Source organism: Haloarcula sp. R1-2 (assembly GCF_011627385.1).
GTDB lineage: Archaea > Halobacteriota > Halobacteria > Halobacteriales > Haloarculaceae > Haloarcula > Haloarcula marismortui.
On the sequence record NZ_JAANTG010000001.1, the window covers coordinates 410,706 to 430,481 of the forward strand.

Sequence of the window (19,776 nt, forward strand, 5' to 3'; positions counted from 1 at the left end):
AACTCCGTACCACATATGTATGGAATTAACAGACTTTAAAGCACCAGATATACCGATCAAGATCGAGAGTTGTACGAGCCTGAGTGGAACTGAACGGCTGAAGCTGCTGGCGTCTTACTCTCCGGGGTAAAACCACGGGCCGAGCGCGAAAAACAGCAGCGCGATGGCGAGCATCGCCCGCGGGCCGGCCCGGAACAGCGCAGCCGGCGCGACGACGGCCACCGCCTGCACGACGCCCATCGGCACCGCGTGTTTGGGACCGGGTTTCGGATAGTCGAAGGGCGCGATCATCGCCAGCGAGAGACCGAGCGCGCCGACACTCAGGACGAGCGGGTTCGTGATGCCGCCCAGATACGCTGTCGCGATGATGATACTCCCGAGGGTGTTCGGCATGCCCGGCCGCTCGTCGGGAGAATCGAAGTACGTCGAGTAGAAGGCGGTCCGGACGATGGAGCACACGACGTACGCGGAAGCGAGCAACGCGAGGCCGACGAACACGGCCGGGTGCGCGGACTCGATACCGCCGTAGGCGTCCGTCAACAGCACGTAGAGAAAGAGGCTCGGTGTCGCACCGAACGAAACCACGTCGGTCACGGAGTCGAGCAGCGGGCCGACCGCCGAACTGTCGCCGTTCCGGGCGACGATCCCGTCGATAGCGTCAGCGATAACCGCCAGCAGAATGAGCCGAGCGGCCAGATGGGGGTCAGTGAAGGCGATGGCTCCGGCGACGAACCCGACGACGGCGTTGAACAACGTCACCGTGTCGGCGACACTGAGTCGTCGGCGTACCTCGAAGCCCATGGTTCCCCGGTTGGCCACGGCGTATATGAAGGACTCGAAAGCGAACGCTCCACAGTGCCGACCGGCAGCCCATCACTCCTCCGGGAGGTCGTGGCCGATGCGCAGACGGATGGCGGTGGCGAGCGTCCCGACGACGAGGACGACCAGTTCCCAGCCGCTCCGGGCGATTGGGAACACACGGTCGACAGTCTCGGGTTCCGGCTGGCCCGGATTGGGGTCGATACCGGTACTCATCTGCACCTCGCTGGAGTTGCCCATCGACTGCGTGGTCGAGCCACCGCTCCCGCCCGTACCGGTGCCACCGGCTGTCTGAGCGCGCGGCTCGGGTAGCTCGACGAACGTCTGGACGATACCGCGCTGGCTCGACAGCTCCAGATGGCCGCTGAGCTGATAGAACTGGTCGTACAGCGGCCAGAAGAGGTTCGCACCGCCAGTAATCAAGTCCAGCAGTACGTGACCCACCGCATACACCACAACACAGAACCAGCTGACTCGAACACCGTACGCCCCCCAGCGGCGCTTAATATACGATTTGTCGCGCAGGTACAGGTCGGCTCCGATGAGGAGCGCCAGCACCGCCGGGATGACGAGGTTCGTCGTCGCGGCCCGGTGACCGACCTGCCAGTAGAGACCGAGGAACGCGTCTACATCGGGAAACGTGACGACGAGTATCGACAGGAGCAACGACCGCTTATCGAATGCAGCACCCAGCAGCGTTGCGGCGAGTAACCCAACAAAAGCGTAGTGGACCACCAGCGAAGGCATATAATAATCACTACCACCACAGAAATGAGCGTTGTGGTGGGCTCTATCAGAATTAGAAACTACCCCACCTGATTAATATAGTCACAGTAAATACATTGTCAGTGGGGAATCGGTGGGGTGGAACGGCACCCACTATCATTTCTGTAGATAAGAGCGACACGTCGGGTCAAAACAGCGAAAACGAGGACTGCTCAGTCTGCCGTGATTTCTTGCTGTGTCGTGGCCGTCTCAGTCTTCATTGGGGCGACGAGCCTGTAGACCCCGTACAGGGCCAAGACTAGGAGGCCGGCCAAGACCAGCCCGGTCCGGAGCGTCGGATCGACCATCGGGGTCGCGATGATCTCGCCCGCGTCGTTCGTCAGCGGTGCCGCGCTGTAGGGCTTACCCGCCAGTATCTCCACGATGCCGAGGACAACGACTCCCAGCAGCATCAGTCCGCCGCTGAGTGCCATCGCCGCTTTGTCGATGACGGTGGTGTGTTGTTGCATTGGTGGTCACCTCCTTAGCCGAGCAGGTACCTGAGTTTCGGGTGTCGTTTGACCAGTTTGGTCTTCTCGATGATCGCGTCGAGGCCATAGTAGCGACCGGTGGCCAGCACGATCATCGTCATGAACAGCAGCAGGCCCATGAAGTCGCTGTTGACCAGCCCGTGGCCGAAGCCCGCGTTGCCGATCCAGAACAGGGACATGAAGAAGACCCCGAACACGGATGCGAGCCTGACTAGCGCGCCGACCATCAGTCCCAGCCCGATGAGCGTCTCGCCCAGCGGAACCATCGCCTGAATGAGCCAGCCCAAGTGTTCGCCCATCAGCACGGGGATCGGACCGAGTGCCGTGCCAGTCATCTGCTTGAGATACATCGGCCCGTAGCTGTAGGCCAGCCCGTCTTCGATGAGTTTCGTTACGCCTGCGTGGAAGAACCACCAGCCGGTTACGACACGCAGGAACGCCAGCCAGTATGCGGTCCAGGCCCCGCCGAGCTCGAGCTCGAAGTCGTCTGCCAGGGGGTTCGCCGCTTGATAGGACATCTGTGTCACCTCACATATGGAGTTCCGCACCACGGTGGCATATAAGGGAGAGGGTGTTCCCACAGAGTGAAAACCCATCTCAGCGGCTGAGAAGGCAGATTTCAGCGGCTGGGTGTATCGGGCCCTGTTCGGCTGTGGGTTTTAGGAGCTTTCGCGGGGATGAGAGCCACCCACGGGCCACCGTGAGGTTCAAACCCTCCATGCAACTACGGTACGACACCAATGGTACTCGAACTGACGGGCGAACACACCACAGCACGGGTGATGGTCGACGACGAATCGCTCGTCGAGAGCGGGTGTCGGGAGCAGATCGAGACGCTCATCGACCATCCGGCGTTCACTGAGCCGGTTCGAATCATGCCGGACACGCACTGGGGGGCCGGCGCACCTATCGGCTTTACGATGCCGTTGAGCGAGCGCGTCGTGCCGAACATCGTCGGCGTCGACGTGGGGTGTGGAATGGCCGCAACGAACCTTGGCCCGGAACTCCCGCTAGAAGACGCTGAGCGCGAGCGACGCGTCCGCGAGGCGGTCCCGATGGGGCGGTCGGTCCACGACTACGACGATGCGGTCCACTTCGTCGAAGCGTTCCCGTTCGAGCGGGCCAACCGCATCTTCGAGCAGTTCGACACGGCCTACGCCGAGCGGTTCGGCGAACACATCGACCCCGTCGAGTTCGACTTCAACGGCTACGACGGAGAGTACTTCGAGTCGCTGTGTGACCGCGTTCTGGCTGACCAGCGCCAGAGCATGGGGTACATCATCAAGAGCGCGGGGACGCTGGGCGGCGGGAACCACTTCGTCGAGTTCGGCCAGGCCCGCGAGTCGGGTGACTACTGGCTGGTCATCCACAGCGGTTCCCGGTATCTGGGTAAGTCCGTCGCCGAGTACTGGCAGTCGACGGCGACGGACCGCCGAACAATCGGCGAGATCCGCGACCAGCTTCCCGAAGAGTACGTCGAGTACCTGAAATTCGACCCCGATACAGTCGAATCCCGCGACCTCTACGCCTGGGTCACTGGCGGCATGGGCGAATCCTACATCCGGAAGGACCGTCTCCGCCGCGAACTGGACGGCAAGGAAATCGAGGACGCCTTCGACGCGCTGGGACAGGTTCAGGATGCCATCCACAGCAGCGACGACGAGGACCGCAACACGGACTTAGACTGGCTGGAGGGTCGCGAGGCCCACGGCTACCTCGTCGATATGCTGTTCGCCCAGCAGTACGCCCGCTGGAACCGCGAACTGATGAGCGATGCCGTCTGTGACGCCCTTGGCGTCGACCCCGTCGACCGCTTCCAGTCGATTCACAACTACATCGACTTCCGTGACCTCACTATTCGCAAGGGAGCGACGCCCGCTCGCGACGGACAGCGGTTGCTGGTCCCGTTCAACATGGCCGACGGGTCGATTATCGCACGCGGGAAGGGCAACGACGAGTACCACCAGACAGCGCCACACGGTGCGGGCCGTGTGATGAGCCGCCGGCGGGCCCACAGCGAGGTCGATATGGACGAGTTCGCCGAAGCGATGGACGGTATCTACTCGGAGTCCGTCATCAAAGGCGTCCGGGACGAAGCGCCGATGGCGTACAAGGACGCCGACGCGATACTCTCGGCTATCCAGCCCACTGCCGAGGTCGTCGAGTACGTCGACGCCGTCCATAATCTGAAGGCAACTGAGTGAGCGAACCTGTTGGTCTGGCAGAAAGTGATTAGGACACGAAGGCCCTGTCTCCGGTATGACCATTCTTGTGGCTATCGCCAACGATTCGGTCTCTCCGGCAGTCATTGATACGGCAGTTCGACTCGCCGACGGACTCGACGAGGAACTGTACGTCGTCCACCTCGTCGACGAGAACACCGCTGATGGCACAGCCATGCAACTCCGGGACGAGATGCGCGACCGGTTCCGCGACGCCACCGTCGTGGCGACGGTCGCTATCGAACACGTCGGCCGGTCTGCAATGCGCTCGGGCACGCGGATCGGCAACGAACTGCTCGAACTCGCGGCTGACGTGGATGTGCATCACATCGTCATGGGCCACGAGCCGAAGGGGCTGGCCGGCAGACTCCGGGAAGGCGACGCCGCAGTCGCCGTCATCGACGCCGCCGATGTGCCCGTTACTATCGTCCCCGAAGGTCCCGTCGACGCGTGAACGCCGTGCGGCGTATCACAACCCCAGTTCCCGGCCGAGCACCATCCGCTGTATCTCGCTCGTTCCCTCGCCGATTTCCATGAGCTTCGCGTCCCGGTAGAACCGCTGCGGGGCGAAATCCGTTGTGTATCCGTAGCCGCCAAGCACCTGAACGGCGTCTTCGGCGACCTCTCGACAGATTTCGCTGGCGTCGAGTTTCGCTAGCGACGACAGACGCGTCACGTCTTCGCCCTGGTCGTACATCGTCGCAGCCTTGTGGGTCAGCAGGCGAGCGCGCTCGATTTTGCGGTCCATCTCGACGATTTTGTCCCGCACAGCGTCGAACTTCGAGATGGGTCGGTCGAACTGCTCGCGTTCGGTAGCGTAAGACTTCGCGGCCTCAAACGCCCCCTGTGCGAGCCCCGTCGAGAGCGCAGCAATGGAGATGCGGCCGCCGTTGAGCGTCTTCAGGGTCTGTGCCCAGCCGTCGCCTTCCTCGCCGAGCAGTCGGTCCGCGGGAACCCGGCAGTCGTCGAACTGGAGTTCGCAAGTCGGCGAGGCGTTCAGCCCCATTTTGTCCCACTCGGTCGTCACGTCCCAGCCGTCGTCTTCGGGAGCGACGATGAATGTCGAGATGCCATCGTAGCCGGCCTCGGGGTCGGTGACGGCCTTGACCAGCACTGACCCGGCGACAGAAGCGTTCGTGATGAACTGCTTGGTCCCGTTGATGACGTACTCGTCGCCGTCACGCTCGGCCATGGTCTCCATGTCGCTGGCGTCGCTTCCGCTGCCCGGCTCTGTCAGCGCCCAGCCGCCGAGCTGGTCCCCAGAGGCGAGTGGTGTGAGCCAGCGCTCTTTCTGGGCATCCGTGCCGAACAGCTCTATCGGCTTGGCCCCAAGAGAAGTATGGGCCACGTACGAGAGCCCGATGCTTCCGGAAACGCGCCCGAGTTCCTCGGCGACGAGCGCATACATCAGCGTATCGCCGCCCAGCCCGCCCCATTCCTCGCTGATCGGCACCCCCATCACGTCCAGCTCGCCGAGTTCCTCGAATATCTCTGCCGGAAACCGGTGCTCGTCCTCGATGTCCTGCGCTATCGGCTGAATCTCGTTTTCACAGAACGTGCGGACCGAGTCCCGTATCATCCGGTGTTCGCCGGGAACGTCGAACTCCATACCGAGCCTATGTGTTGTGTTATTAAATACCACACGGGGGCAGACACAAGCCATTTGACCGCCCACGGCGTTTCTTAGAGGGAATGGCGTTCCGGCGACTCCTCCGTGGAACAGTCCCCTGGGAGCAACTCGAAGGTGTGGTGCGAGCGGTGATAGGGCGGTACGACGAGCCCGCGGCTCGCGTGGCGTTTCTGGAGGCGGACAACTGGCTCTCGACCCCGCTGGTCGTCAACGACCAGTGGTTCGTAAAAGTCATCACGGGGCAGAACTCGCTGGTCCACACGCTGCTGACCGCCGGCCGCAACATCGGCGCGTTCTCGTCGGGCACCGAGGGCTTTTTTGAGCACTTCGGGACGCCCTACGAGATGGCGGAACACGAACTGGCGGCGACCCGGCGGATGCGGGAGATCGGCGTTAACGCTCCCGAACCAATTGAGGCCTTCGAGTACGACGGAATGGGGGTTCTGGTGCTGGAGTATATTCCCGACTTCGAACCGCTGGATGACCTTCCGACCCAGACCGTCGAGCGACACAGTCCAACAGTGTTTGACTTCCTCAACCGGATGCACAAGGACGGCCTCGCACACGGCGATTTCCGCTGTGAGAACGTGCTCGTGGCCCACGGTGACCTGTACTTCATCGACGCTACGAGCGTCCGCGAGGCGGCTATCAGGGACGCTCGCGCCTACGACGTGGCCTGTGCGCTTGGCGCGCTGGAGCCGCTCATCGGTGCACCGGCTGCTGTCTCCGCCGCCGCACAGCATTACGATACGTCTGAATTGTTGGCTGCGGAGGAGTTCCTCGATTTCGTCAACATTCGCCCGGACCACGACTTCGCCGCCGCCGAAATCCGCGGAGCCGTCGAAAAACACGCGTAGGCCGTCCGGAACAGTTTCAGTCCGCTGGCGCTGCTCCGACCGACCGGCTTCTAGCAACAACGCCGATACCGACGAGCACGACGGCGCCGCCGGCGACGGTCGACGGACCAGGTATTTCCGCGAGCAACAGCAGCGCCAGCAGCGCGCTCCCGACCGGTTCACCGAGCAGTGAGACACTGACCATACTGGATTCGACGTGTGCCAGCGCCCAGTTGAGGACGGTGTGGCCGAATACGCCGGGGCCAACGGCCATCGCGAAGAACAGTGCCCACTCCCGGGGCGGGTAGCCTGTCACAGGGTGGCCCGACGCGACGACGAAGACGAGCAGGCAGACCGCGGCGACACCGTAGACGACGGTCACGTAGGGGATAAGGGGGAACCGCTGGCGGAGCGAGCGTCCGGCGAGCACGTAGCCGGCGGCCATGACACCACCGACGAGGGCCAAGGCGTTGCCGTACAGTGGACGCTGGCCGACAGTCCCGCTTCCGAGCAGTTCGCCGACAGACATCACGATGATACCGCCGATAGCGACCAGAATGCCCGCCGTCGTGCCACGCGTGACACGCTCGTCCAGTAGCGCCCACGCGCCGATGGCGACGAACAGCGGCTGGCACTGGACCAGCGTGACCGACGCCGCAACGCTCGTCCACGCCAAGCTCTCGAACCACGCGGCGAAGTGCACTGCGAGCGCGACGCCCGTCGCCCCGGCCGCCAGTACGTCCCGTCGAGCGAGTCGCCCGAACGCCGACCGATGCCGACCCAGCGCCAGCGGGGCCAGCAGCGCGGTCGTCAACAGGACACGGTAGAATGCCGCTACCGACGCCGCAGCGTCGGTCCAGCGGACGAGAATCGCGCTCGTACTGACCGCAAGGACTGCGACGACCAGCCCGATTCGCGGGTCGATTCGCGGCTCGGTCACGTCCACTCCGCTCCGCTGTGGCGCGGAGACATCACGACCACTCCAGTTATCGTAACGACACGTCCACTCATCCTGTGGCAGTATCCGACACGGGAATAAAGAAACACCGGATACCATAGTCGGGACCGTGCCGTCTGCGGGCAGGCCAAGTTACCCTTCGAGTAGTTTCTTCGTCTGCTGATGGCGATACCGGAACATCGGTTCCATCCCGAGACAGCCGAAGGGGCCAAGGGCCCGGCCGAGCGGTCCGCCTGGCAGTTCAAACTCGACGTGGTCGTGGACGAGCGTCTCCCTGTCGCTCAACGCTCGGAAGGTGTGCGTATGCTCCCAGTGGGGAAAGGGCCCTTCGTCCATCACGTCGCGGAACATCGCTTCGTCCTCGCCTTCTTCCCGAGCAACGATGTTCGAGACCCACTGCTGGCGCGGCGGCACGCCAAAGGGCTTGATCGAGGATTCGACGACCGACCCGGCGGTTAGTTCGTCGGGGTTCGGCTCGCCATCCGGTCCCCGCTCCGCCTCGATGCGGATGTTCATCCAGTCGGGGGTCAGTGCGACCAGCCCGTCGCCTGTCGCGTGGAATTTCCAGACTTCTGCTAGCGGGGCTTCGACGCGAACCTGGCGCTCGTAAATGTCCATACACATAGTAGGGGAAGCGCTGGCAAAACACCCGCGGTAGCCGCGACTGATTCCGGGACGCGGTCAGGGCCAGATGCCGCCTTCCTCGGCCGCAGCGACGACGCGCTGGATAGCGACGACGTACATCGCCGTCCGGAAGTTCGGCGCGCCGGTCTCCTCGTAAGTCTCGACGAGGTCGTCAAACGCGTTCGTAATGATGGTCTCCAGTTCGTCGTTGACCCGCTCTTCGGACCAGTAGAACCGCTGGCGGTTCTGGACCCATTCGAAGTACGACACCGTGACGCCGCCGGCGTTGGCGAGGATATCAGGGAACACGGCCACGTCGCGCTCCGTGAATACGTCGTCCGCGTTCGGTGTCAGCGGGCCGTTGGCCGCCTCCACGACGATGTCGGCCTGTACATCCCGAGCGAGGTCGCCGTCGATAGCGTTTTCGAGTGCCGCCGGAACAAGCAGGTCCACGTCCATCGTTAGCAGCTCTTCGTTGGTCAGTTCCTCCGTCGCGCCCTCGTAGCCGGCTAGCGACCCGGTCTCGCTCTTGAACGCCTTCGCGTCGCGTGCGCCGAGCCCGTCGGGATTGTAGACGGCACCTGAGGAGTCCGATACGGCGACGATGTTCGCGCCTAGATCCTCGATGAGTTTCGCCGCCACGGAGCCGGCGTTCCCGTAGCCCTGGACAGCCACCGTCGCGTCCTCGATGTCCTTGCCAAGATAGTCGAACGCCTCGCGGGCCGTGAGCATCACGGACCGGCCAGTCGCTTCGACGCGGCCCGCACTGCCACCCGACTCCGGAGCCTTGCCGGTGATGACGCCGGGTTCGGTGGTGTTCTCCAGCGTCTCGTAGGTGTCCTTAATCCAGTTCATTTCCCGCTGGCCGGTGTTGACATCGGGCGCGGGGATGTCCCGGTCCTCGCCGATGATTAGCCGGAGTTCTTTCGCGAACGACCGCGTTATCCGCTCGATTTCGCTGGCCGAGTACTGGCGCGGGTCGATCTCGATACCGCCTTTCCCGCCGCCGTAGGGGATGTTGACCGCAGCGCACTTGTACACCATCCAGCCAGACAGTGCCTTGACCTCATCGCGTGTGACCTGTGGATGATACCGGATCCCGCCCTTGTACGGTCCCCTGTCACCGTTGAACTGTGACCGGTAGGCACGAAACACCTCGACGGAGCCGTCGTCCATCTCTACGGAGAGGTTCGTCTCCAGCACTCGCTCGGGGTGTTTCAGCCGTTCGAGCACGTCGGTCGAATATTCGAGATAGTCCGACGCGTCGTCGATCTGCTCCTGTAAACTCTCAAATGGGTTTACCTCAGGCGACATACGGCTAATATCTCAGACTGTGGGGAAAAGGGTACCGCCGTCCATGGGATTTTCCAGATAACAGTTACCCACGACGGAACCAGTCGGTCAGACGGAATGTCTGTGACTGAATCGCCCACGGCTACACGATACGTGCAGGATACTGGTCCAGCGAACGAACAGGTAACGTCGGAGGACAGCGCAATCCCAGAGCGGCTACAGGCTAACCAAGAGGGCCGCGTTGATCACGACGGCCGCCACCCACGGGAGCGCCAGCCCGAGCGGCACGACGACACCACGTTGGTCGCTCAGCAACTGGCGGGTCAGCCCTGCCAGCCCGAGAACGCCGATCTTCGTCAGGCCAAGAACGGCAATTCCAAACGTCTCTATCGCGGCCCGCATCACGGGGTTTCCTTCGTGGAGACCGTGCTGGAGGCCAATGTGTGTCAGCCACACGTCGACGATGAGCGTCACGGCGACGACAAGCCATAGTTCTCGCTCGACGGCCGCAAGTTCGTCGAGCAGAGCGCTACACCACCCGTCGATGGTCCCTATCAGGACCGTTCGGTCCGTTGTGAACACGTCACCCTCCGCAACCACGCCCCCACGTGGTCTGTTATCCCGTTTTCACCCACCGTATTAAATACACACTGTTTACCACTGAAAGGGAGGGAGTAGGGGCTGTATACTCCCGACGACTACGATCCCAAGGGGTCGACCGTCGACAACACGTTCGATGTCCCAGTGCATATCATCGTAGCTACCCCACGCGTGATTATCACCTCTCATAATGGTGGCATACCATTGATATTGGGTGCCTGAATAGCTAGATACTATGAGTGCCATCGGTCATTCCCGAGTCACGCCTTTGATACCCGGGAGTCCGCGCCGATGGCTCCCGCTTCTGGTTTTGCTTCTCGCGGTCCCGCTTCTCATGCCGATTGCGACAGACACCGTTGTAGCCGAAGACACTGAACCACCAGAATGGGGCAACGCGACGCGGAGCGACGACACGACCATCGAGGTCACTCTGTATGACGACGAGTCGATAGCCACGAACACGATTCAAGCAGACGATTTTACACTGACTGCGGGTCGGGTAGAGAACGTCTCTGTCACGTCGATCAGTGCAGCGAAGGGGAATAAAAGTGGGGCGCGTGTGTCGCTCGCCCTCGAAAGCAAGGTAGACAAAAACAATGTCTCAGTCAGCCTCCGCAATACTGCGAACATCACCGATACGGCAGGCAACGAACTCCCGGATGAGGCAGTCACCGCAACCGGAATGGATGCCGTCGTACCGAAGTACAGGGATTTCAATGTCACGCGGGTCAACAGTTCGACCGCCGAAATCACCGTTGAGACACATGAACGATTAGATCAACTACGCGTCTCCATCGGCGGGGCATCGCTTGACACGCTCAATATCTCAGCATTCACTGAACGTACCGGCAACTCAGCCGTCTACACCCGGGAATACACGTTCCCTGAAGAAGGTGAGTACTCACTGTTGCTGATGTCGGTGACCGACAGGCACGGGAACAACAACTCCTTTTCCCGACAGCAGACGTTCCTCTATGATGGGACTGGACCGAACGTCACCGTTACTGGTCCGAGAAACGCGACAGTTGGCGAACCGGTGGCGTTCTCTGCAGCGGAAACGACAGACGGCCAGGGTGTTGAGTCTATCCAGTGGCAGGTGGGTGATGACACGATCCTGAGCGGCGAGAACATCACCGTGGCATTCGCCTCGCCTGGCAGTCACGAGGTTGCAGTGACGGCTACCGATCCATTTGGGAACACGGAAACAGTGACCAGAGTCGTGTCTGTGACGGGGAATGGAACCGTTGGGAACGTGACCGTGCAGCAACCGAATGCGACTGTCGCAAGTGTCTCGGTGAATGGGACTGGGCAGTCACAGGTGATCCAGCCCCAAGTGGGTGCACTCACCAGCGGCCCGAACGGAACACTGGAACGACTCACGGCGTCGTTCCCGTCCAACGAATCTGCGACGCTCACCATCCGCTCTCGCCAGCCTCCGCCGTCGTTCGCGACTGCGACTGGCCACACTGGTATCAGCCGGTTTGCTCTCGACAATGGCGCAGTTCCAACTGCGGATGTGCTGGTTAGGTTTACTGTGAACCGCGACACACTTGCGGCGGTCGACGCGGAGCCCGGAGCTGTGACACTGTTCCGGAACAGCAACGGATGGACGCCGTTACCGACTGAAGTCGCCGACCGGACCGACTCGCATATCGTGTACCGGGCTACATCACCGAGTCTCTCAACGTTTGTTGTCGGAGTCGAGCGGGTGACAGCAGCAGACGCGGATTCGGAGACAGCGACGACAAATGAGACGGCAACGTCTGAAGCCGCGGCAAACGGGACATCGACATCTGAATCCGAGACGACTGAGACATCGACGCCTGAACCCGAGACACAAACAGAGACCGCCGGAGAACCAGATATCGTAGTCACGAACGCCACGGCTGTTCCATCGGCGCTCGGCCCCGGCGACCGGACTGTGATTACCGTCGAGCTAGAAAACCGGGGCACTGCGAGCGGGGACCACAACGTGATTGTCGCGCTCAACACCTCGACACTCACAACGCGGACAGTTACGGTCCCTGCCGGGGAGACGCGAACGACGGAGTTTGCCCGCTCAGTTCCGGAAAACAGGACTGGCGAGCTAACGGTCGACGGGCAGCGCATCGGGAACGTGACGGGTGACAGCGGTGGTCTCCCGATTCCAGCGCTCCCGTCGATCGGCGTTCCGAACCCGCTCTCGCTGTGGCCTGACGGCATCGTCGGAACCGTCCTCGGTGGGCTACTGGGCGTCGCTGTCGGGCTGTACGGCGTTCTCAAAGCGCTGGCGATCTATCTCGGATACTAAATGACAGAAGCCGGGTCGTCAGTCGATATTCGCTTCGAGACGGTCGATCAGGTCGTCGTTCCCGAGATACAGCGGCGTCCGCTCGTGTAGCTCGTCGGGTTCGATCTCAAGTAACGACTGGTCGCCGTCGGAGGACCGACCGCCGGCTGACTCAAGGATGTAGGCCATCGGGTGGCCCTCGAACTGGACCCGGAGTTTCCCCTCGGGGCGTGATTCAAGTGCGGGGTACGAGAAGATGCCGCCGTAGGTGAGTACCTGATTGATGTCCGCGACCATCGCCCCGCCGTAGCGGAGTTTCAGTTCGTGACGGACCGCCTCGGCGTAGGATTCGAACTCGTCGGTCCAAGAGTCGACGCCGCCGCCAAACCCGAATACGGTGGGGTCTTCAGGGACCGTCACGTCGTCGTCGACGACCCGCTTGTCGCCGTCTTCAAGGATATACTCGCGGACGCTGCCGTCCCGAGCAACGACCATCGAGGTGATCGGACCGTAGATGACGAACCCGGCGGCGAGGAGATTGGTACCGACAGTCGGTGGCTGTTCGCTGTAGATGCCGAAAATCGTCCCCATCCCGCTGTTGGGTTCGAGGTTGCTCGACCCGTCGAGGGGGTCCATCGCGACATGCAGGCGACCGTCTGTCGTTTTCACGTCCGCGCGTTCCTCGCTAGCGTAGGAGGCAACGCCGTCGATGCCCAGCACCCGCTGTTCGAACAGTTCGTCGGCGCGCAGGTCAGCCGCGAGCTGGTCGTCGCCAGTGGGGTTGACGGAGTTGCTCTGGCCACGGTAGTCGGCAACAGCGCGGCGGACGTCCGGTGTCGTCGCGACGATGGTGTCGATGACTTCCGTGACTGTCTGCTCGGCTTCGGTGGTCGAAATGTCGAGTGACTTACTCATTTGTCAGATGTAGGGGCAGAGACTGGCCATCCGGTGACCAGTCGAATTTTCTCCGAGCCTGCTGCCCGCAGGGTCTCTCATCACCAGTTGGTTCTCCGGCACACCATAAGTATCTTTTTGCTGACATTTACTACATTTCGAGTGAATATTCAGCCGCGGGGCAGTGCTTGCCGCTAAGCCTGTGACAGATTCTCTCGGTAGAATTCCAGTCCTGTGACAGTCCGATACCGTCGGCAGACTTACACGACCACCCGACGAAGACGCCGGTATGCATCTCGAAAAAGTAGACACCGTCGGCGTCGTCGGGGCTGGAACGATGGGCAACGGCATCGCGCAGGTCGCGGCGACGGCCGGCTACAACGTCGTCATGCGCGATATGACAGATGAACTGGTTGCCGCCGGGTTTGAGGAGATTCAGTCGAGCTTTGAGACACTCGTTGCGCGGGATACAGTGACAGAACAAGAGGCAGGAGCGGCAACAGCCCGCATCACTGGAACTACCGAGATGGACGACCTCGCGGATGCCGACCTCGTCGTTGAGGCCGTGACGGAAGACATGGATATCAAGCAGTCTGTATTCGAGGATCTCGATGCCGTCTGTGGGCCGGACACAGTGCTAGCCAGCAACACGAGCACGCTCTCGATTACGACTATCGCTAGTGTTACCGAGCGACCCGAACAGGTCCTCGGATTGCACTTCATGAATCCCGTACCGGTCATGAAAGGCGTCGAGCTTGTCGTTGGCGAGAAAACCAGTGACGAGACGGTGACGCTGGGGCGGGAGTTCGCCCACGACATCGGCAAGGAAACCTGGGAGGCCGACGACAAGCCCGGCTTCGTGGTGAACCGTGTGCTGATGCCCTGGATCAACGAAGGCGTTCGCGCGTACGACGAGGGTGTCGCCGACAAAGCCGACATCGACCGTGGGCTGACTCTCGGGACGAACGTCCCGATGGGCCCGCTCGAACTGGCCGACCACATCGGTCTTGATGTGGTTCTCGACGCCTCTGAAACGCTGTATGAAGAGCTGGGAGACCGCTACAAGCCCGCATACCTGCTCAAACGGAAAGTCGCGGCCGGCGACCTCGGGAAGAAATCCGGGCAGGGCTTCTACGATTACGACTGACCACTCTGCGGTGACAAACGCCGACAGTAGCAGGCCGAATACGATACCCGGCAACGGGCCGCGCGTTGGCCAACAGTAAAGACCCAACCCGCGTTAGAATCTGTCATGGACTTTAGCCCCACACAGGAACAACGCCAGATACAGGACATGGTCGCGGAGTTCGTCGACGACGAGGTCAAGCCGCGGGCAGCGGAGATCGACGAAACCGACGAGTTCCCGTGGGACCTCGTTGACGAGATGGCTGACCTCGGCCTGATGGGGATGCCGATTCCGGAGGAGTACGGCGGGGCCGAACTAGACTATCACAGCTACGCCATGGCCCTCGAAGAGATTTCGCGGGGAAGCGGCGGGCTCGGCACAATCGTCGCCGCACACATCTCGCTGGCCTGCAACATGATCTACGAGTTCGGCAACAAAGCCCAGAAGGAGACCTACCTCACGCCGCTGGCAGCGGGTGAGGAAATCGGCGCGTTCGCCCTCTCCGAAGCGGGCGCAGGCAGTGACGTACCGGCGATGGACACCACCGCCGAACCGGTTGACGGCGGTGACGCCTATCTGGTCAACGGCGGCAAGCTCTGGATTTCCAACGGCTCCGTCGCCGACACTGTTGTCCTGTTCGCCAAGACCGACCCCGAGGCCGGCAACAAGGGCATCTCCTCGTTCATCGTCCGTCCCGAGGAGGACGACGGCTTCATCGTCGAAGGGACCGAGCACAAACTCGGCGATAAGGGCTGTCCGACCGCTGAACTCCGGTTCGACGAGATGCGTATCCCCGCCGACCGGATGCTCGGAGAGGAAGGCCGCGGATTCGTCCACGCGCTCAAGACGCTCAATGGTGGACGCATCACCATTGCGGCCCGCGGTGTCGGCATCGCCCAGGCGGCGCTGGACGAGGCGCTACAATACGCCCAGGACCGCGAGCAGTTCGACCAGCCAATCAGCGACTTTCAGGCCATCCAGCACAAACTCGCCGACATGGACACGAAGACGCAGGCCGCTCGCCTGCTGATGCACCAGGCAGCCGATAAGAAGATGGCCGGCGAATCCTTTGTCAAGGAGGCTGCTCAGGCCAAACTGTACGCCTCAGAGGTGTCCCGGGAAGTGGCGAACGAGGGCATTCAGGTCCACGGCGGCTACGGCTACACGAAAGACTTCCCGGCCGAGCGGTTCTACCGCGACGCGAAACTCAACGAGATTTACGAAGGGACCAGCGAGGTCCTCCGCAACACGATTGCCAGCGAACTTCTCGATTAGGGAAACGAGAGGAGCGCTTCGACGACCACCGCACGCGTGAAGTAAAACGGCTTTCCGTCCGCACGGTAGCAGTTCGCACTGATTGTTCCGAGCGCGAGGAGTACCGCCACGCCGACGGTCCCGGCGAGCATCCCGACAATTTCCGACGGCTGAACAGCTGTGCGTGCGAAGGCATACGTTGCGACGCTGGCGAGCGCTGCGAACGGGAGGGCGTCCAGACCAGCCAGAAGGAGCGCGCGGGACAGGGACATACCTGTGTGCTGTGGGACAGCTCACAAAAGAATATCCCATCCACCAGTGCCGGCGAACGAAATGCAGCAGGTGTCGACGGTCAGCGGTGTCAGCCGTCTTCGTTGAGCGCCTCACGCATCCACTCGAACTGGGCTCGAAGTCGTCGCTTGCCGGCGTCGGTCAGCGAGTACTTGTCGGCGATGCCGTCCTCGCGGTGTTCGACGAACCCGGCCGACTCTAGGGCGTCGAGCGCACCGTAGAAGCTCTTCGGTTCGATCCGTGTGTCATACCGGCGTTCGAGCCGTGTCTTCAGCCGCTGGCCGGAGAGTTCCCCGTCTTCGGCGGCGGCCAGCAGGACACACATATCGCGTCGGCGACCACTCTGGAGCCACTTCGACATAGGCGTTTGTGGCGGGCCGTCCGCTTCGCGTTTATGATTTCGAACGGACCGTCAGGTTCGCATGCCCCCGGTTCATAGTACCGCTGATGACCGATTCCGAACTCCCCGCCGAGGCGTCGGCCGACGGTATCACGGCCACCTACCGCGAGACCGACGAGGAACGGCTACTGATATTCGAGAGCAACGGCGGGAGCGCTGCGGTCGCACAGAACATCGAGGGGTACGCGATGCTGAAGGTCCGACCGACCGCTGACGGCGACGAACTGGAGCGGTACTACGGCTTCGACATGGCGCTTGACCACGCGGCGGAACTGCTCGGTGTGTCCCCGAACGCGCTTCCGGTCCCCGACCCGGCCGCCGACATGGGGATGTAGCCCTTCGTCCCGCGCTCCACGGCGACGACCTGTTTAATTTTCAACCTGACATATCGTGGTATCGGGCAGTGTCAGCTCCCCGTAGCGCTTACTGGTAAGTAGGTGGGCTCCAACAGGTCCGTGAGCGGATGTTGTCAGAGCTATTCAGTACGTATTCCGCAAAAATAGTACTATTTCTTATACATCTGGAAAATTAGCAGTACGTGTGTATCCGATGTACAAAGACCTCTCTTAATACATCATACAAATATTATAAACTTGCTTTAATAATCACTGCTACCTCTCACTCGCATGGTCGATTTCACTCGACGGCAGGTACTTTCACAGTCGGTGGCTGCTGCACTTGGGGCCAGCGTCATCGGCGTGGCAAGTGGGGAAGAGGTCGAAGAAACAGACACACCCGGGGCACCGAGCGTCGCCGGAAGTCTCAAACGCTTCTCGACGACGGCATTCGGCGCGGAGGTGACGGGACCGTTCGTCTTCGAGGACGGGTCACTGCTGTACAGCCTCCAGCACCCGGAAGGAGAGAACCCCGAACCGTTCGGACGGGCCGCGGTGGGCTATTTCAGCGGCTTCCAGTTCGAGTTCGACGGGAGTAACGACGATTTCTCGGAGGTGGGGATTCCGGACACCGAAGAGAAACAGCGTCAGGTCCGATCCGCGGCCGGTGACTACGAGGTTCTCGTCCAGGGGCGCGAACCGATCAACGACGGCGAGGAGCGCCTCGGCGTGGTCCAGACGCCTGACGGGACGAATATCACGCAGGATAACTTCGCCGGCACGCAGTACGGCGGCGCGGCGACGAACCCCGACTGCAACCAGTTCGTCCCGAGCAACGACGAGGGAACCGAGGGCTACCTGTTCACGAACTGGGAGAACAGTCCCGGGTGCGTCTCGCGGGTCCCGCTCAGCCAGGACGAGAACGGTGAGTGGAGTGCGGACACCGAGAACGCAATGAACCTGACCAACACCGACTCGCTCCGTGAACACGGCGGGACGCGGATCAACTGCTACGGCGACCTCAGTCCGTGGGAGACGATGATCTCTGCCGAAGAGAACTACGCACACCCTCGCGTCAGCCTGACAGCGACGGTGAGTGACATCGTCGAGGCGGGGTCGGGCGAGGGCCTCATCGGTGGGTGTCAGTTCTGGAACCGGCCGAACCCCAGCGAGATATCGGACGCGATCGAGTCCTACGCCGAGAGCGGCGACCTCAACGAGAACTTCTATGCGCAGGGCTCCTGGGCACTGACTGGCGTCGAGTTCCTCGCGTACTACCTCGGTGCGGACCGCGACGACCAGAAGGACGGCGAGAACCTCGACACGAAGCTTATCGACGATGTGTATCCGAACCCGTACCGGTACGGGTACTTCGTCGATTTCCGCGAACCGACCGCCGACGAACCTGAAGCGGTCAAGTACTACGTGATGGGGCGGGCCTCGTGGGAGGCACCTGACATCGAAGGCGATCAGCGGACCGTCTACGGCTGCTCAGACGGCGACAGCAAGGGCATCTACAAGTTTGTCGCCGACGAGCCGATTCCGGAGTACGACGACCCGATGGACGTTGCCGGAACGCTGTACGCACCGAAGATAACGAACGACGCGGCCAACGCCTCGGAGGCCGGCGAACGGAACTCTCCCGCACAGACCCCGCTCGAAATCGAGTGGATAGAACTCGGTCACGCCACCAACGGCGAGGTCGAGTCCTGGGTCGCCGAGTACGACGGTGTGACTCAGGCCGACTACCTCAGCGCACACGCCGACTGGGAAGAAGGCGACGAGGTGACCGAGGAGATGCTCAAACAGGCCGACCTCGACGTCATCGAGAACGGGAACCAGAACTACATCTCGAACGAGGCCATCATCGAGTGGGCCAAGCAGTACGAGGCGAACGGCCCAGACGGCGTCGACGAGGAACTCCGTCGCATCCCGTTCCTTGAGACCCGCGCAGCCGCCAAGGAGATCGGTGCGACCATCGAGTTCAACAAGGCCGAGGGTGTCGATACCGTCGATAACTCACAGCCCGGCGATTTCATCTACTTCGGCATTTCGGAGTTCAACGACGACCTCGCAAACGACACCGGCGACATCCAGATGGACCGCGTCGACGGCGGGGTCGTCTATCGCGGTGTGCTTGAATCCGACTACAACGTCTCGACGCTTGAACCGGTCATCACCGGCCCCGACTTCACCGACGAGCCAGAAGACGCAAACGACGCACTCCGGAACATCGACAACGTCTACACGATGCGTGATGGTCGCGTCCTCTGCTGTGAGGACGGCTTCGGCGGCCCCGCGCGCTCGTACCCGAACGACGGGCTCTATGTCTACCAGCCGACCGTCACCGTCAGCGCCAACTCCGCCGCGGTCGGGAGTGGGTCGACGGGTACCGTCTCGCTGACTGCCTCGTCGCTCCCTGCTGGCTTCTCCGGCGCTCGGCTCACCGTCAGCGTCTCGAACCCCGAAATCGCGTCTATCACCGGCGTCTCATTCCCCGACGCGCTTGGACTCACTGAGAGTTCTGTCAGCGATGACGGCTCGTCGGCGACGATTCGCGTGGCCGATGTCAACACGAACGTCCAGTCCGGCGCGAGGGATGTGTCGCTCGCAACGCTCGATGTCCGCGCCAACGGCGGCGGCACGACCGACCTGACTGTCTCCATCGAGCAGATGGATGACGAAAACGGGAACGCCATCGAGGCAGAAGCTCGAAACGGCATCGTTGTGGGTGGCCCGCAGACGGTTGTCGGCGACGCCGCGCCGACCGACCCCGACGGCGACGGTCACTTCGAGGACCTCAACGGCAACGGCCGTCTCGACTACGAGGACGTGCAGGTGCTGTTCTCGAATATGGACTCCGACAGCGTGCAGCTGAACACCGGCGCGTACGACTTCAATGAGAACGGCAAACTCGACTTCGCGGATGTGACGGCGCTCTACGAAGAGGTCAACTGACGGCCGCAACC

Annotated in this window: 20 protein-coding genes; 8 read left to right on the forward strand and 12 right to left on the reverse strand. The window is 61.9% G+C overall.

The genetic code is table 11. From position 1 onward, the window contains the following. Window positions 1-114: 114 nt before the first annotated feature. The 4 genes from G9C82_RS02010 to G9C82_RS02025 all read right to left on the reverse strand — a co-directional run bounded on the left by G9C82_RS02010 (window position 115) and on the right by G9C82_RS02025 (window position 2,593). Window positions 115-801 carry a protein sorting system archaetidylserine synthase gene (locus tag G9C82_RS02010; protein ID WP_127013238.1) on the reverse strand — a complete coding sequence of 229 codons (687 nt, stop codon included), beginning with the start codon at window positions 799-801 and terminating at the stop codon, window positions 115-117. A 72-nt stretch (window positions 802-873) separates the two neighbouring features. After that, window positions 874-1,566 (reverse strand): metal-dependent hydrolase, encoded by a 693-nt coding sequence (locus tag G9C82_RS02015; RefSeq protein WP_127013239.1) that lies wholly within the window; start codon window positions 1,564-1,566, stop codon window positions 874-876. Window positions 1,567-1,757: 191 nt separating this feature from the next. Next, entirely contained in the window at window positions 1,758-2,054 is a 297-nt protein-coding gene (locus G9C82_RS02020) for a hypothetical protein (RefSeq protein WP_004961612.1), read from the reverse strand. Between the two features lie 14 nt (window positions 2,055-2,068). Further along, entirely contained in the window at window positions 2,069-2,593 is a 525-nt protein-coding gene (locus G9C82_RS02025; protein WP_007187815.1) for a DoxX family membrane protein, read from the reverse strand. A gap of 222 nt (window positions 2,594-2,815) precedes the next feature. Between G9C82_RS02025 and G9C82_RS02030 the strand changes: the two genes are divergently transcribed. Both G9C82_RS02030 and G9C82_RS02035 read left to right on the forward strand, forming a co-directional pair. After that, a complete protein-coding gene (locus G9C82_RS02030) occupies window positions 2,816-4,279 on the forward strand; it encodes an RtcB family protein (protein ID WP_127013240.1) in 1,464 nt (487 codons plus the stop codon). A 55-nt stretch (window positions 4,280-4,334) separates the two neighbouring features. Then, window positions 4,335-4,751, forward strand: a complete 417-nt coding sequence (locus G9C82_RS02035) for a universal stress protein (RefSeq protein WP_004961619.1) — start codon at window positions 4,335-4,337, stop codon at window positions 4,749-4,751. A 15-nt stretch (window positions 4,752-4,766) separates the two neighbouring features. On the opposite strand, the gene G9C82_RS02040 is transcribed toward G9C82_RS02035, so the two are convergent. After that, window positions 4,767-5,906, reverse strand: a complete 1,140-nt coding sequence (locus G9C82_RS02040) for an acyl-CoA dehydrogenase family protein (protein WP_007187813.1) — start codon at window positions 5,904-5,906, stop codon at window positions 4,767-4,769. Window positions 5,907-5,989: 83 nt separating this feature from the next. Between G9C82_RS02040 and G9C82_RS02045 the strand changes: the two genes are divergently transcribed. Then, window positions 5,990-6,784, forward strand: a complete 795-nt coding sequence (locus G9C82_RS02045) for an RIO1 family regulatory kinase/ATPase (protein ID WP_127013241.1) — start codon at window positions 5,990-5,992, stop codon at window positions 6,782-6,784. Window positions 6,785-6,800: 16 nt separating this feature from the next. Here G9C82_RS02045 and G9C82_RS02050 read toward each other — a convergent pair whose 3' ends face one another. The 4 genes from G9C82_RS02050 to G9C82_RS02065 all read right to left on the reverse strand — a co-directional run bounded on the left by G9C82_RS02050 (window position 6,801) and on the right by G9C82_RS02065 (window position 10,238). Continuing rightward, window positions 6,801-7,709 carry a DMT family transporter gene (locus G9C82_RS02050; RefSeq protein ID WP_007187811.1) on the reverse strand — a complete coding sequence of 303 codons (909 nt, stop codon included), beginning with the start codon at window positions 7,707-7,709 and terminating at the stop codon, window positions 6,801-6,803. Window positions 7,710-7,853: 144 nt separating this feature from the next. Continuing rightward, entirely contained in the window at window positions 7,854-8,339 is a 486-nt protein-coding gene (locus tag G9C82_RS02055) for an SRPBCC family protein (RefSeq protein ID WP_127013242.1), read from the reverse strand. Window positions 8,340-8,402: 63 nt separating this feature from the next. Beyond that, window positions 8,403-9,659 (reverse strand): Glu/Leu/Phe/Val dehydrogenase, encoded by a 1,257-nt coding sequence (locus G9C82_RS02060; protein ID WP_007187810.1) that lies wholly within the window; start codon window positions 9,657-9,659, stop codon window positions 8,403-8,405. 195 nt (window positions 9,660-9,854) lie between these two features. After that, window positions 9,855-10,238 carry a DUF5658 family protein gene (locus G9C82_RS02065; protein WP_007187809.1) on the reverse strand — a complete coding sequence of 128 codons (384 nt, stop codon included), beginning with the start codon at window positions 10,236-10,238 and terminating at the stop codon, window positions 9,855-9,857. Window positions 10,239-10,473: 235 nt separating this feature from the next. On the opposite strand from G9C82_RS02065, the gene G9C82_RS02070 reads away from it, so the two are divergent. Beyond that, window positions 10,474-12,528, forward strand: a complete 2,055-nt coding sequence (locus tag G9C82_RS02070) for a PKD domain-containing protein (protein ID WP_127013243.1) — start codon at window positions 10,474-10,476, stop codon at window positions 12,526-12,528. Window positions 12,529-12,546: 18 nt separating this feature from the next. Here the strand turns inward: G9C82_RS02070 and G9C82_RS02075 are convergent, their stop codons facing one another. Beyond that, window positions 12,547-13,422, reverse strand: coding sequence for a class 1 fructose-bisphosphatase (locus tag G9C82_RS02075; protein ID WP_004961643.1), 876 nt, complete (start codon window positions 13,420-13,422; stop codon window positions 12,547-12,549). A gap of 268 nt (window positions 13,423-13,690) precedes the next feature. Here G9C82_RS02075 and G9C82_RS02080 point away from each other — a divergent pair, with 268 nt between their 5' ends. Next, window positions 13,691-14,548, forward strand: a complete 858-nt coding sequence (locus G9C82_RS02080; protein ID WP_127013244.1) for a 3-hydroxyacyl-CoA dehydrogenase family protein — start codon at window positions 13,691-13,693, stop codon at window positions 14,546-14,548. A 105-nt stretch (window positions 14,549-14,653) separates the two neighbouring features. Further along, entirely contained in the window at window positions 14,654-15,802 is a 1,149-nt protein-coding gene (locus G9C82_RS02085; RefSeq protein WP_127013245.1) for an acyl-CoA dehydrogenase, read from the forward strand. Here G9C82_RS02085 and G9C82_RS02090 read toward each other — a convergent pair. Continuing rightward, window positions 15,799-16,053, reverse strand: a complete 255-nt coding sequence (locus G9C82_RS02090) for a hypothetical protein (RefSeq protein WP_004961651.1) — start codon at window positions 16,051-16,053, stop codon at window positions 15,799-15,801. The two genes, G9C82_RS02085 and G9C82_RS02090, sit on opposite strands and share 4 nt — an antisense overlap. Before the next feature lie 89 nt (window positions 16,054-16,142). Beyond that, a complete protein-coding gene (locus tag G9C82_RS02095; RefSeq protein WP_004961654.1) occupies window positions 16,143-16,433 on the reverse strand; it encodes a PadR family transcriptional regulator in 291 nt (96 codons plus the stop codon). 86 nt (window positions 16,434-16,519) lie between these two features. Here G9C82_RS02095 and G9C82_RS02100 point away from each other — a divergent pair, with 86 nt between their 5' ends. Both G9C82_RS02100 and G9C82_RS02105 read left to right on the forward strand, forming a co-directional pair. Further along, the gene (locus G9C82_RS02100; RefSeq protein ID WP_004961657.1) at window positions 16,520-16,807 is read left to right on the forward strand and encodes a hypothetical protein; all 288 of its coding nucleotides are present in this window, start codon (window positions 16,520-16,522) and stop codon (window positions 16,805-16,807) included. A 291-nt stretch (window positions 16,808-17,098) separates the two neighbouring features. After that, window positions 17,099-19,765 carry an alkaline phosphatase PhoX gene (locus G9C82_RS02105; protein ID WP_127013246.1) on the forward strand — a complete coding sequence of 889 codons (2,667 nt, stop codon included), beginning with the start codon at window positions 17,099-17,101 and terminating at the stop codon, window positions 19,763-19,765. Window positions 19,766-19,776: the final 11 nt, after the last annotated feature.